Annotated in this window: 13 protein-coding genes and 1 pseudogene; 3 read left to right on the top strand and 11 right to left on the bottom strand. The window is 61.0% G+C overall.

The window, feature by feature from the left end; translation table 11 throughout:
• Window positions 1-26: 26 nt before the first annotated feature.
• The 6 genes from PSH81_RS26650 to PSH81_RS26625 all read right to left on the bottom strand — a co-directional run bounded on the left by PSH81_RS26650 (window position 27) and on the right by PSH81_RS26625 (window position 5,321).
• Window positions 27-770 carry a hypothetical protein gene (locus PSH81_RS26650; protein ID WP_192298014.1) on the bottom strand — a complete coding sequence of 248 codons (744 nt, stop codon included), beginning with the start codon at window positions 768-770 and terminating at the stop codon, window positions 27-29.
• 55 nt (window positions 771-825) lie between these two features.
• Window positions 826-1,206 (bottom strand): RidA family protein, encoded by a 381-nt coding sequence (locus PSH81_RS26645; RefSeq protein ID WP_003176922.1) that lies wholly within the window; start codon window positions 1,204-1,206, stop codon window positions 826-828.
• A gap of 24 nt (window positions 1,207-1,230) precedes the next feature.
• Entirely contained in the window at window positions 1,231-3,336 is a 2,106-nt protein-coding gene (gene spoT / locus PSH81_RS26640; protein WP_056860838.1) for a bifunctional GTP diphosphokinase/guanosine-3',5'-bis pyrophosphate 3'-pyrophosphohydrolase, read from the bottom strand.
• A 60-nt stretch (window positions 3,337-3,396) separates the two neighbouring features.
• Complete coding sequence (gene rpoZ, locus PSH81_RS26635) at window positions 3,397-3,660, bottom strand: DNA-directed RNA polymerase subunit omega (RefSeq protein WP_003176920.1); 264 nt, start codon at window positions 3,658-3,660, stop codon at window positions 3,397-3,399.
• Window positions 3,661-3,826: 166 nt separating this feature from the next.
• Window positions 3,827-4,447, bottom strand: a complete 621-nt coding sequence (gene gmk / locus PSH81_RS26630; protein WP_192298013.1) for a guanylate kinase — start codon at window positions 4,445-4,447, stop codon at window positions 3,827-3,829.
• Between the two features lie 10 nt (window positions 4,448-4,457).
• Window positions 4,458-5,321 (bottom strand): YicC/YloC family endoribonuclease, encoded by an 864-nt coding sequence (locus PSH81_RS26625; RefSeq protein WP_192298012.1) that lies wholly within the window; start codon window positions 5,319-5,321, stop codon window positions 4,458-4,460.
• Between the two features lie 197 nt (window positions 5,322-5,518).
• On the opposite strand from PSH81_RS26625, the gene rph reads away from it, so the two are divergent.
• Window positions 5,519-6,241: a ribonuclease PH gene (gene rph, locus PSH81_RS26620; RefSeq protein ID WP_017735760.1), complete on the top strand. Its 723-nt coding sequence runs from the start codon at window positions 5,519-5,521 to the stop codon at window positions 6,239-6,241.
• Window positions 6,242-6,263: 22 nt separating this feature from the next.
• Window positions 6,264-6,632, top strand: coding sequence for a DUF4870 domain-containing protein (locus PSH81_RS26615; RefSeq protein ID WP_192298011.1), 369 nt, complete (start codon window positions 6,264-6,266; stop codon window positions 6,630-6,632).
• A 58-nt stretch (window positions 6,633-6,690) separates the two neighbouring features.
• Here the strand turns inward: PSH81_RS26615 and PSH81_RS26610 are convergent, their stop codons facing one another.
• A complete protein-coding gene (locus PSH81_RS26610; protein ID WP_003195493.1) occupies window positions 6,691-7,470 on the bottom strand; it encodes an exodeoxyribonuclease III in 780 nt (259 codons plus the stop codon).
• 82 nt (window positions 7,471-7,552) lie between these two features.
• On the opposite strand from PSH81_RS26610, the gene pyrE reads away from it, so the two are divergent.
• Complete coding sequence (pyrE, locus tag PSH81_RS26605; RefSeq protein WP_028618476.1) at window positions 7,553-8,197, top strand: orotate phosphoribosyltransferase; 645 nt, start codon at window positions 7,553-7,555, stop codon at window positions 8,195-8,197.
• A 202-nt stretch (window positions 8,198-8,399) separates the two neighbouring features.
• On the opposite strand, the gene argB is transcribed toward pyrE, so the two are convergent.
• The 4 genes and pseudogenes from argB to coaBC all read right to left on the bottom strand — a co-directional run bounded on the left by argB (window position 8,400) and on the right by coaBC (window position 12,658).
• Window positions 8,400-9,305 (bottom strand): acetylglutamate kinase, encoded by a 906-nt coding sequence (gene argB, locus PSH81_RS26600; protein WP_017735763.1) that lies wholly within the window; start codon window positions 9,303-9,305, stop codon window positions 8,400-8,402.
• 21 nt (window positions 9,306-9,326) lie between these two features.
• A pseudogene (locus tag PSH81_RS26595) lies at window positions 9,327-10,742 on the bottom strand (phosphomannomutase/phosphoglucomutase); the annotation flags it as partial.
• Between the two features lie 246 nt (window positions 10,743-10,988).
• Window positions 10,989-11,444 (bottom strand): dUTP diphosphatase, encoded by a 456-nt coding sequence (dut, locus tag PSH81_RS26590; RefSeq protein WP_192298009.1) that lies wholly within the window; start codon window positions 11,442-11,444, stop codon window positions 10,989-10,991.
• A gap of 5 nt (window positions 11,445-11,449) precedes the next feature.
• Window positions 11,450-12,658, bottom strand: a complete 1,209-nt coding sequence (gene coaBC / locus PSH81_RS26585) for a bifunctional phosphopantothenoylcysteine decarboxylase/phosphopantothenate--cysteine ligase CoaBC (RefSeq protein WP_192298008.1) — start codon at window positions 12,656-12,658, stop codon at window positions 11,450-11,452.
• Window positions 12,659-12,790 lie beyond the last annotated feature (132 nt).

Genomic DNA, 12,790 nt, shown 5'->3' with positions numbered 1-12,790 from the left:
CCACATTTATATCAGCGTGAGGCTGGCTATTGTTTTTCAAGCAACCATTGGCGCGGGCCTGGGGTGAACTGAGGCACTTCATCCGCCTGTGCAGTGTTGACGGCCTGGAAAATTTCCAGCTGCCCGCCTTTGCGCACAAAGATCCAGGGATTGCCCTGGCCATTCAATTGCAGCCAAATGCTGTCGTAACCGCCGCTCATCGACGCACAATCACCCGCCAGGCACAGCGAGTACTGGTCCGCATTCGGCAGGCCGACCACCTTGCCGTTGGCCTGGAACTGCACGATGGCGCCATTGCCGAAGCCGTCGGTAATCTTCCAGTCGCCGCCCAGGTAAGCGGCATATAGCGCCCGTTCGAAGTTGGCGCCCAGTGGGGCACCGTCCGGGGCGGGGTCTTTGGCGCGGGCGAACAGTTGCTCGGGCTCATTGTCGTTGGCCGCTTGCAGCAGTTGCTTGCCTTTGCGCTTGAGTTCGGTGGCGGAGCTGCCGTAGAAATCCACGCGCCATATGCCGGATTGTTCACCCAGCAACTTGCCTTCGGCTACTTCAAAACCGTTGTAGTAGCGTGCCTGGCCAGCCTTGGTGTTGACCTCCCATTCGAGGTTCGGGCCAAAGCTTTGCAGGGCTTCACGCAAAGGGCCGCCCTTGGCCGCTGCATCGATGGCGACCTGGTTGATCCAGGTGCCGCTCACATCGAGGTCGGCGGGGTTGCTGGCGCAGCCGCCGAGCAGCAGGGTGAGCAATGAAGAGGCTACAAGCGCTTTGCGCATTACGAAATCCTTCTGAAACAAAGTCGGCGCAGCCCGTGAGGCTGCGCCGGGTGTTTTACTCGATGACCAGAATCGCGTCCATCTCAACCTGCGCACCCTTTGGCAGGGCGGCTACGCCGATGGCGGCGCGGGCTGGGTAGGGTTGTTCGAAGTATTTGCCCATGATCTCGTTGACCTTGGCGAAGTGGCTCAGGTCGGTGAGGAAGATGTTCAGCTTGACGATGTCCTTGAACGAACCGCCGGCCGCTTCAGCCACGGACTTGAGGTTTTCGAAGACCTGCACGGTCTGTGCTTCGAAGCCTTCCACCAGTTCCATGGTCTTTGGGTCCAGCGGGATCTGGCCGGACATGTAGACGGTGTTGCCCGCCTTGATGGCCTGGGAGTAAGTGCCGATGGCGGCTGGGGCCTTGTCGCTGGTGATAACAGTCTTGGTCATGAGTGACTCCTTGTAAGAGACAGGTTATGCACGCATGCGGGTGATGCGGATCACTCCGGTCAGGGCGCGCAGTTTCTTGATCACGCGGGCCAGGTGCACACGGTCGTGCACGCTGACTACCAGCTGGACCACGCTGATGCGACCATCGCGTTCGTCCATGCTGATTTTCTCGATATTGCCATCGGCCGCATTGACGCTGCTGGCCAGCAAGGCGATCAGGCCGCGCTGGTGTTCCAGTTCGACGCGCAGCTCGACGTTGAATTCGCCGGTAACATCCTTGGCCCACGACAGCTGGATGCATTTTTCCGGGTTGTGGCGGATCTCGGTGATGTTGCGGCAGTTGTCCAGGTGCACCACCATGCCTTTGCCTGCCGACAGGTGCCCGACAATCGGGTCGCCCGGGATCGGCGTGCAGCACTTGGCGTAGCTGAGCACCAGGCCTTCGGTGCCGCGAATCGCCAGCGGGCCTTCGGGGCTTGGCAGTTGTTCGCCTTCGCCAAGCAGGCGACGGGCGACCACGTAGGCCATGCGGTTGCCCAGGCCGATGTCTTCCAGCAAGTCTTCGATGGTTTCCTGGCGGTACTCGTGGAGCATCGCCTGCACGCGTTCGGCCGGGATCTTGTCGAGGGCGCTGTCGAAACCGTTGAGCACCTTGTTCAGCAGGCGCTCGCCGAGGCTGATGGACTCGGAGCGACGTTGCAGCTTGAGGGCGTGTCGGATGTGGGTGCGCGCCTTGCCGGTGACCACGAAGTTGAGCCAGGCCGGGTTCGGGCGGGCGCCCGGTGCGCTGACGATCTCGACCGTGGAGCCGCTTTGCAGTGGCTCGGACAGCGGTGCGAGACGACGATTGATCCGACAGGCAATGCAGCTGTTGCCCACGTCGGTGTGCACGGCGTAGGCAAAGTCGACCGCCGTGGAGCCCTTGGGCAGCTCCATGATCCGGCCTTTGGGCGTGAACACGTAGACCTCGTCCGGGAACAGGTCGATCTTCACGCTTTCGATGAACTCGAGGGAGTTGCCGGCACGTTGCTGCATTTCCAGCACGCCTTTGACCCACTGGCGCGCGCGGGCATGGGTGCCCTTCGGCTGCTCGTCGCCGCTGGACTTGTACAGCCAGTGGGCGGCAATGCCGTTGTTGGCCATCTCTTCCATTTCGCGGGTGCGGATCTGGATCTCGATCGGCACGCCATGCATACCGAACAGCGTGGTATGCAGCGACTGATAGCCGTTGGCCTTGGGAATCGCGATGTAGTCCTTGAAGCGGCCCGGCAGGGGCTTGTACAAATTATGTACAGCGCCCAGCACGCGGTAGCAGGTGTCGACCTTGTCGACGATGATCCGGAACGCATACACGTCCATGATCTCGTTGAAGGCCCGGCGCTTGCCGCGCATCTTCTTGTAGATGCCGTAGATGTGTTTCTGCCGGCCGCTGACTTCGCCCTCGATCTCGTCGATCGCCAGGCAATGGCTCAGGGACTCTTCGATCTTGTTGACGATTTCCTTGCGGTTGCCCCGGGCGCGCTTGACCGCCTGGTAGATGCGCGCCGAACGCATCGGGTGCATGGCCTTGAAGCCGAGGTCTTCGAATTCGATACGAATGGCGTGCATGCCCAGCCGGTTGGCGATGGGCGCGTAGATTTCCAGGGTTTCCTTGGCGATGCGCCGGCGTTTTTCGCCGGACAGCACTTCCAGCGTGCGCATGTTGTGCAGCCGGTCGGCCAGCTTGACCAGGATCACCCGGATGTCGCGGGCCATGGCCATGGCCATCTTCTGGAAGTTTTCCGCCTGGGCTTCGGCCTTGGTCTCGAAGTTCATCTGGGTCAGTTTGCTGACCCCGTCGACCAGTTCGGCCACGGTTTCGCCAAATTGTGCGCTGAGCGCTTCCTTGGCGATGCCGGTGTCTTCGATCACGTCATGCAGCATCGCGGCCATCAGGCTCTGATGGTCCATGTGCATGTCGGCAAGAATGTTTGCCACCGCAAGAGGATGGGTGACATACGCCTCGCCACTGCGGCGGCGTTGGCCGTCATGGGCTTGTTCGGCGTAGAAATACGCTCGGCGGACCAGGTTGACCTGGTCTGGGCCGAGGTAGGCCGATAAGCGATCGGCGAGGGCGTCTATGCTCGGCAAAGTGTTAACTCCTGCCGATGGCTGTGACCCCGCGCCGTGCTACGTCGACCAGGCATAGGCTTAGACGGCCTCGTTGGACTCGTCCTCGAACGCTGCAAACAGCGGTTCGTCTTCAACGATTTCAGCGTTGGCGATGAACTCGTAGCTCATCAGGCCTTCAGCGATTTCACGCAGGGCTACAACGGTAGGCTTGTCGTTTTCCCACTGGACCAGTGGCTCTTTGCCGCCAGTGGCCAGTTGACGGGCACGCTTGGTAGAGAGCATGACCAGCTCAAAGCGGTTATCCACGTGTTCTAGGCAGTCTTCAACGGTTACGCGGGCCATGGTATTCCTCGGAGCGAATGCAAGATGCGCGCTGCCCGGTTGGGCGAGCGGACTGAGCAGTTTAAAAAATCACCAGCGTTTAGGGAAGCGCTGATTTTTCGCGAGCCTTCGTAAACCGCCGCAAGTGCCAATGTAAAGCCCTTGCAGCGGTTTTGGGAAGAGCCAATCAGCCGAGCAGTTCAGCCAATAATTTGCCGAAACGCTGCTGTTGACGCTTTTGCTGGAGCTGATTGGTGCGGAAAATCGCCTTCAAATCATCCAGCGCGTGGGAAAAGTCGTCGTTGATGATCAGGTAGTCGTAGTCGACGTAGTGGCTCATTTCGCTGACGGCTTCACGCATGCGGCCTTCGATGATCTCGTCGCTGTCCTGGCCGCGGTTGGTCAGGCGCTGGTGCAAGGCGTCGAGGGATGGCGGCAGGATGAAGATCGAGCGCGCCTGGGGCATCAGCTTGCGTACTTGCTCGGCGCCCTGCCAGTCGATTTCCAGGATCAGGTCGTGGCCTTCGTCCAGGGTCTGCTGCAGGTGGCTTTGCGAGGTGCCGTAGAGGTTGCCGAAGACTTCGGCGCGTTCGAGGAAGTCGCCGTGTTCGATCATCTTGACGAATTCGGTGCGCTCGACGAAGTGATAGTGCACGCCGTTCACCTCGCCCGGGCGCATGGCGCGGGTGGTGTGGGAGACCGAGATGCGGATCTGCGCGTCAGCGTCGGTCAAGGCCTTGACCAGGCTGCTCTTGCCCGCGCCCGAAGGAGCGGAAATGATGTAAAGGGTGCCGGTGCTGTGGGTCATGGAAGTTGCCTTACTCAATATTCTGTACTTGTTCGCGCATCTGCTCGATCAACACTTTAAGGTTGACCGCCGCTTGTGTGCTGCGCGGATCGAACGCCTTGGAACCCAGTGTATTGGCTTCCCGGTTGAGTTCCTGCATCAGGAAGTCCAGGCGCCGACCGGCGGCGCCGGCGGACTTGAGCACGCGGCGCACTTCAAGGATGTGGGTGCTCAGGCGGTCGAGCTCTTCGGCGACGTCGCTCTTTTGCGCCAACAGCACCATTTCCTGCTCCAGGCGCGTCGGGTCGAGGTCGGCTTTCATGTCGGTGAAGCGATCGAGGACCTTCTGGCGTTGGGTCGCCAGCATCTGCGGTACCAGCTCGCGCAGGGTGACCACGTCTTCTTCGATCGACGTCAGGCGTTCGTTGATCAAACGGGCCAGTTCGGCGCCTTCACGCTCGCGGCCGGCTTTCAGTTCCTTCAAGCCCTGGTTGAACAGGGCGAGGGCTTCGGCGTTGAGGGCTTGCGGGTCGCTGGCGTCGGCCACCAGCACGCCGGGCCAGGCCAGGACTTCCAGGGGGTTCAGCGCGGCGGGTTGCTTGATCAGGCCGGCGATGGTCTCGGCGGCGGCGACCAGTTGCGCGGCGCGGTCGCGGTCTACCTGCAGCGGCTTGCCGGTGGTTTCCTCGGTAAAACGCAGGGTGCACTCCAGCTTGCCGCGGGAGATGCCCTGACGCAGTGCTTCACGGACGGCGCCTTCGAGGTCGCGGAACGATTCCGGCAGGCGCAGGTGCGGCTCCAGGTAGCGGCTGTTGACCGAGCGCAGTTCCCAGCTCAGGGTGCCTTGGACGCCGGCTTTTTCGACGCGGGCGAAGGCGGTCATGCTGTGCACCATGGAGGTACCTCGCGTTGCAGCCCGTGTACACGGGCTGATGGTTAAGAAGGCGCAGGATTGTAGCGCAGTGGGGCGAGCGCGCCCAAACAATGGGCGACGGCCCGAGCATTCGTAAGCGAATTTTTTAGGCGTGCCCCGAATCGGTTCGCGGCTCTATAATGTCCGGCAGTTTTTCGTCCTCTGTACAGGTATCCCCTATGAAACGTCCAAGTGGTCGCGTTGCCGATCAGCTCCGCTCGATCCGCATCACCCGCAACTACACCAAACACGCCGAGGGTTCTGTACTGGTCGAGTTTGGCGATACCAAGGTGATCTGCACCGTCAGCGTCGAAAACGGCGTGCCACGTTTCCTCAAAGGCCAGGGCCAGGGTTGGTTGACTGCCGAGTACGGCATGCTGCCGCGCGCCACCGGCGAGCGTAACCAGCGTGAAGCCAGTCGTGGCAAGCAAGGCGGGCGCACCCTGGAGATCCAGCGCCTGATCGGCCGTTCCCTGCGCGCGGCGCTGGACATGTCCAAGCTGGGCGATGTGACCCTGTACGTCGACTGCGACGTGATCCAGGCTGACGGCGGCACCCGCACGGCATCCATCACCGGCGCCATGGTGGCCCTGGTTGATGCACTCAAAGTGATCAAGAAGCGTGGCGGCCTGAAAGGTGGCGACCCGCTCAAGCAAATGATCGCCGCCGTATCGGTGGGCATGTACCAGGGCGAGCCTGTACTGGACCTGGACTACCTGGAAGACTCGGCTGCCGAGACCGACCTGAACGTGGTGATGACCAGCACCGGTGGTTTCATCGAAGTGCAGGGCACCGCCGAAGGCGCGCCATTCCAGCCGGCCGAGCTGAACGCCATGCTCGCCCTGGCCCAGAAGGGCATGACCGAGATCTTCGAACTGCAGAACGCCGCACTGGCTGACTGAACCCGTCTCAAGGAGAAGCGCCATGAATGACAACCAAGTGCCGGTACCTACGCCTTCCTACGAAGTGCGCCAGGGCGCGATGTTGTGCCATCTCGCGGCGTTTCTGGGGTTTATATTCCCCTTCGGCAGCGTCGTGGGGCCGCTGATCCTGTGGCAGATGAAGAAGGAATTGGACCCGTTCATTGATGATCAGGGCAAGGAGGCGCTGAATTTCCAGATCACCGTGGCCATCGCCTGGATTGTTTGCATCGTGTTGGCTTTTGCGGTCATCGGGTTTTTCCTGATGACGGCGCTGGCCATCGCCGGTGTGGCGCTGACGATCATCGGCGCGATCAAGGCCAACAAGGGCATCGCCTACCGCTATCCCTTGACCTGGCGCCTGATCAAATAATGAACGCTCACAAAAAAACCGACAGCGATGTCGGTTTTTTTGTGCCTGGAAAAAGACCTTAGATGGTCAGTGTCCAGTCGTAGTCCACGATCAGCGGCGCGTGCTGCGAGAAGCGCGGCTGGCGCGGCAAGCGTGCGCTGCGAACAAACCGGCGCAGGCCAGGGGTCAGCAACTGGTAGTCGAAACGCCAGCCCAGGTTGAGCATCTCGGCCTGTTCGTTGTCTGGCCACCAGCTGTACTGGTCGCCTTCGCGGCTGACTTCGCGCAGGGCATCGACATAACCCATGTTGCCGACAATCTCGTCCATCCAGGCCCGTTCCGGCGCCAGGAAGCCCGGGGATTGCTGGCTGTCACGCCAGTTCTTGATATCCAGCTTCTGTTGCGCCACGTACAGCGAGCCACAATAAATGTACTCGCGACGCTTGCGTCGCTGTTTATCAAGGTAACGGGCGAAATCGTCCATTAGCTTGAACTTCTGGTTCAAGTCTTCATCGCCGTTCTGCCCCGAAGGAAGCAGCAAGGTCGCGATGCTGACCTTGTCGAAATCGGCTTGCAGGTAGCGCCCGTAGCGGTCGGCTGTCTCGAAGCCGAGGCCGCTGATGACCGCCTTGGGTTGCAACCGCGAGTACAAAGCCACGCCACCTTGGGTGGGCACTTCGGCATCGCAGGCATAAAGGAAGTAGCCATCCAGTTGGAAGGCTGGGTCGTCCAGTTCAAAGGCGGAGGCGCGGGTGTCCTGCAGGCAGATGACGTCGGCATTCTGGGCTTGCAGCCAACTGAGCAAACCACGCTCGACTGCAGCCTGAATACCATTAACGTTCACACTGATGATCCGCATAAATGGCCCCAAAAATCGCGTGCGTGTATGATACACGCCGTCTACCTAATTAGCTAAATCCGTGGTATCTGAGGCTTTTTTCATGCAGGCGTATCAACGCGATTTCATTCGTTTTGCCATCGATCGCGGCGTTTTGCGCTTCGGTGAGTTCACTTTGAAGTCCGGGCGCACCAGCCCGTACTTCTTCAATGCAGGCTTGTTCAACTCGGGCTCGGCCCTGGCGCAACTGGGTCGTTTCTACGCAGCGGCCATCGTTGAAAGCGGTATTTCCTTTGATGTGCTGTTTGGCCCAGCCTACAAGGGCATTCCTTTGGCGGCCGCTACGGCCGTGGCGTTGGCGGAGCATCATGGGCAGGATCTGCCTTGGTGCTTCAACCGTAAAGAGGCCAAGGCCCACGGCGAAGGCGGCAGCCTGGTCGGGGCGCCGCTCAAGGGTGACGTGCTGATCATCGACGACGTGATCACCGCTGGCACCGCCATCCGCGAAGTGATGCAGATCATCGCTTCCCAGGACGGCGCCAAGGCCGCTGGCGTGCTGATCGCGCTGAACCGCCAGGAGCGTGGCAACGGTGAATTGTCGGCGATCCAGGAAGTGGAGCGCGATTTCGGCATTCCGGTGGTGAGCATCGTGTCGCTGAACCAGGTGCTGCAGTTCCTGGAAGATGATCCGCAGCTCAAGCAGCATTTGCCGGCTGTTCGTGCGTACCGCGAGCAGTTTGGCGTCTGACGCAGTAAGTCCTGTGGGGTGGGCTTGTGTGGGAGCGAGCTTGCTCGCGAATACGGTGTTTCAGAAACATATCTGCTGACTGACACTCCGCTTTCGCGAGCAAGCCCGCTCCCAAAAGGGGATCTCCATTGGTCTGCAGGTTCAGCGCACATAAAAAAGGCCCCGCTCAATCAGATTGAGCGGGGCCTTTTGTTTGTAGCGTTTAAGGACGCTTGCGGTTACTGATCAGTGTGCCCACACCGGTATCGGTGAAGATTTCCAGGAGGATTGCATTCGGAACCCGGCCGTCGAGGATCAGCGAGCTGCCCACGCCACCTTGCACCGCTTCCAGTGCGCAACGGATCTTCGGCAGCATGCCGCCGTAGATGGTGCCATCGGCGATCAACTCGTCCACTTGTTGCGTGGTCAAGCCGGTCAGCACCTTGCCTTCCTTGTCCATCAGGCCGGCGATGTTGGTCAGCAGCATCAGCTTTTCAGCCTTCAGCGCTTCCGCCACCTTGCCTGCTACCAGGTCGGCGTTGATGTTGTAGGACTCGCCGTTGGCGCCCACGCCGATAGGCGCGATCACCGGGATAAAGTCACCCTTGACCAGCAGGTTCAGCAGGTCGGTGTTGATACCGATCACTTCGCCCACCTGGCCGATGTCGATGATTTCCGGCTGGGTCATTTCCGGCGTCTGACGGGTGACTGTCAGTTTTTTCGCGCGGATCAGTTCCGCGTCCTTGCCGGTCAGGCCAATGGCGCTGCCGCCGTGGCGGTTGATCAGGTTGACGATGTCCTTGTTCACCTGGCCACCGAGGACCATTTCCACCACATCCATGGTCTGTGCGTCAGTCACGCGCATGCCATCGATGAAATGACTCTCGATCGACAAGCGCTTGAGCAGGTCGCCGATCTGCGGGCCGCCACCGTGGACCACCACCGGGTTGATCCCCACGGCTTTCATCAGCACGATGTCACGGGCAAAGCCGGTTTTCAGCTCTTCGCTTTCCATGGCATTGCCGCCGTATTTGATCACCAGCGTCTTGCCGACGTAGCGTCGAATGTAAGGCAACGCTTCGGAAAGGACCTTGGCGGTGTTGGCAGCGGCTTCGCGTTCGAGGGTCATTCAGGGCTCCGGTGCAAAAAATCAGAACGGTAATTGGAGATCAGGGGCAACACGTTTCAACTGGGCGTGGAACACGTCCTTGATGCGCTGCAACTCAGCCTCGGTATCCGCCTCGAAACGCAGGACCAGCACCGGTGTGGTGTTGGACGCGCGAACCAGGCCCCAGCCTTTGGCGTAATCGACTCGCACACCATCAATGGTGGTCAGGTTGGCGCCTTCGCCCCATTGCGCATCGTGCAGTGCGTCAATGATGCTGAATTTGCTCTCCTCGGTCACATGGATATTGATCTCTGGCGTAGAAATATCATTCGGGAAGGTCTCAAACAGCTCTTGGGCCGTGGATTTTTCCTTGCTGAGGATCTCCAGCAGACGAGCGGCGCTGTAAATGCCGTCGTCAAAACCGAACCAGCGTTCCTTGAAGAACACGTGACCGCTCATTTCGCCGGCCAACAGGGCGCCGGTTTCTTTCATTTTCTTTTTGATCAACGAGTGGCCGGTCTTCCACATTAGCGGGCGGCCGCCATATTCCTTGATCAGCGGGGTGAGGCGGCGGGTGCACTTGACGTCGAAGATGATCTCGGCGTTGGGGTTGCGCGCCACCACGTCACGGGCGAACAGCATCAGCAAGCGGTCTGGGAACACGATCTCGCCGGTTTCGGTCACTACGCCGACGCGGTCACCGTCGCCGTCGAAGGCCAGGCCGACATCAGCCCCGGTTTCCTTGACCTTGGCGATCAGGTCCACCAGGTTTTCGGGCTTGCCCGGGTCCGGGTGGTGGTTGGGGAAGTGGCCGTCGACTTCGCAGAACAGCGGGATCACTTCACAGTTCAGCGCTTCGAGCAGTTGCGGTGCGATCACGCCGGCCGCGCCGTTGCCGCAGTCCACGACCACTTTGAGGCGGCGGGCGAGCTTGACGTCGCGGGTAATTTCATCGGCGTAGCGCGGCAGGATGTCGACCTTGGTGATGCTGCCTTTGCCGCTGCTCAGGTCGTTGGTCTTCAGGCGTGTGTGCAGGGCCTGGATCTGTTCGTTGGCCAGGGTGTCGCCAGCGATGACAATCTTGAAGCCGTTGTAGTCCGACGGGTTATGGCTGCCGGTGAGCATCACCCCGGACTTGCCGGCCAGGACGTTGGCGGCGTAGTACAGCGCCGGTGTTGGCACCAGGCCGACGTCGCTGACGTGGCAACCACTGTCGGCCAGCCCCTGGATCAGTTGCTCCACCAACTCCGGGCCAGACAGGCGGCCGTCACGGCCAACCGAGACATTGGGCTCATCCTGCGCCAGGCTTTGGGCGCCAATGGCGCGGCCGATCCAGTAGGCGGTTTCGGCGGTCAGGGTCTTGGGCACTACGCCACGAATGTCGTAGGCGCGAAAGATGCTGTCGGGGAATGTCGGGGCTACTCGGGCTGCGGTACTCATCGCGGGGGGAAACTCCATCTGAAAGGGGCAAGGCTGGCCGTAAAGCGGCTGACCGGCAGGCTCAAACTGAAGGGTATGACGGCTTTTTCGGCAGAGAGTTCGTGGTGCAAAAGTGCCATCGGAGCAGTCGCTCCGTGCTTCATCGTGCGTAATCTGTTGATTTAGCTCGTGAAATCTCGCTGATTAGGTCCGCGCATTCTTCATCCCGAAAAGCCATGCGGTGGCATCGAACCGGGCTGGGCTGCCCGGTTTGATTCAGCGTAGTCAGTGGCTGCCAGAATGGCCAAAGCCGCCTGCGCCACGTTGTGTTTCAGCAAATTCCGTAACCAGTTCGAAGTGCGCCTGCACCACCGGCACCAGCACCAGCTGCGCGATGCGCTCGCCGACGGCGATGTTGAACGCGGTCTGGCCACGGTTCCAGCACGACACCATCAACTCGCCCTGGTAGTCCGAGTCGATCAGGCCGACCAGGTTGCCCAGCACGATCCCGTGTTTATGGCCCAGGCCCGAGCGCGGCAGAACCAGCGCGGCCAGGCCCGGATCGCCGATGTAGATCGACAGGCCGGTGGGAATCAGGACGGTCTGGCCCGGTTCAAGGACGGTGTCTTCCTTGAGCATGGCGCGCAGGTCCAGGCCGGCGGAGCCTTCGGTGGCGTAGGCCGGCAGTGGGAAGTCGGTGCCGATGCGGGGGTCGAGGATCTTGGCTTGCAAAGCGTGCATGGAAATTAAACCTGGTTCAGCCGTTGGGCGATAAATGAGATCAGTTGGCGGGCAATCTTGCCTTTGCTGGTCTGGGCGAAAAGGGTGGCGTGCAGCTCGCGGTCGATCACGCTGCAGGCGTTTTCCTCACTGTTGAAGCCGATGCTCGGGTTGGCGACATCGTTGGCAACGATCAGGTCGAGGTTTTTGTCTTTCAATTTGCGCGAAGCATAGTCCAGCAGGTGCTCGGTCTCGGCGGCGAAACCGACGCTGAACGGACGGTCAGGACGGGTGGCAATGGTGGCCAGGATGTCTGGGTTGCGCACCATTTGCAGGAGCAGGCCGTCACCGCTCGTAGGGTCTTTCTTGAGCTTTTGCGGGGCGACGACTTCCGGGCGGTAATCCGCAACCGCTGCCGAGGCGATAAACAGGTCGCACGGAATCGCCGCTTCACAGGCCGCAAGCATGTCCCGTGCGCTGACGACGTCGATTCGCGTGACGCGATCGGGGGTCGGCAAATGCACCGGGCCGGTGATCAGGGTGACGCGTGCGCCTGCCTCGACCGCCGCTTCCGCCAAGGCAAAGCCCATTTTTCCTGAGCTATGGTTGGTGATGTAGCGCACCGGGTCGATGTTTTCCTGGGTCGGCCCGGCGGTGATCAGCACGTGCTTGCCGGTCAGGGCCAGGTGTTGGAAGCACTCCGCGGCGCACAACGCCAGGTCGGTGGCTTCAAGCATGCGACCCATGCCGACGTCACCGCAGGCCTGGCTGCCGGAGGCCGGGCCGAACACCTTGAGGCCACGGCTTTGCAGGAGTTGGGTGTTGGCCTGGGTGGCCGGGTCGCGCCACATGGCCTGGTTCATGGCTGGGGCGATGGCGACGGTGGCGTCGGTGGCCAGTACCAGGGTGGTCAGCAGGTCATCGGCGATGCCTTGGGCCAGGCGGGCGATCAGGTCGGCGGTGGCCGGGGCGATCAGTACCAGGTCGGCCCATTTGGCCAGCTCGATGTGGCCCATGGCGGCTTCGGCGGCCGGGTCCAGCAGGTCCAGGTGAACCGGGTGGCCGGACAGCGCCTGCATGGTCAGAGGGGTAATGAACTCACTGCCACCGCGGGTCATGACCACGCGCACTTCGGCGCCCTGGTCCAGGAGCCTGCGAACCAGTTCTGCGCTCTTGTAGGCGGCAATGCCGCCGCCGACGCCGAGAACGATGCGTTTCCGATACAGACGCTGCATTGGTTTGCCTTTCCAGTTCAGTGATGCCAGTTCAGTGACGCCTGCGATACCCCCTCCCCAGGGGAAATCACATGCAAAAAAGAGGGCTTACGATAACACAGCGTCCGCCAGGCAACAGCGGCGTGCATGCCA

The organism is Pseudomonas sp. FP2335 (assembly GCF_030687535.1).
Taxonomy (GTDB): domain Bacteria; phylum Pseudomonadota; class Gammaproteobacteria; order Pseudomonadales; family Pseudomonadaceae; genus Aquipseudomonas.
The sequence above is the reverse complement of the archived record's forward strand: the minus strand, read 5'-3'. Positions and strand labels throughout refer to the sequence as shown.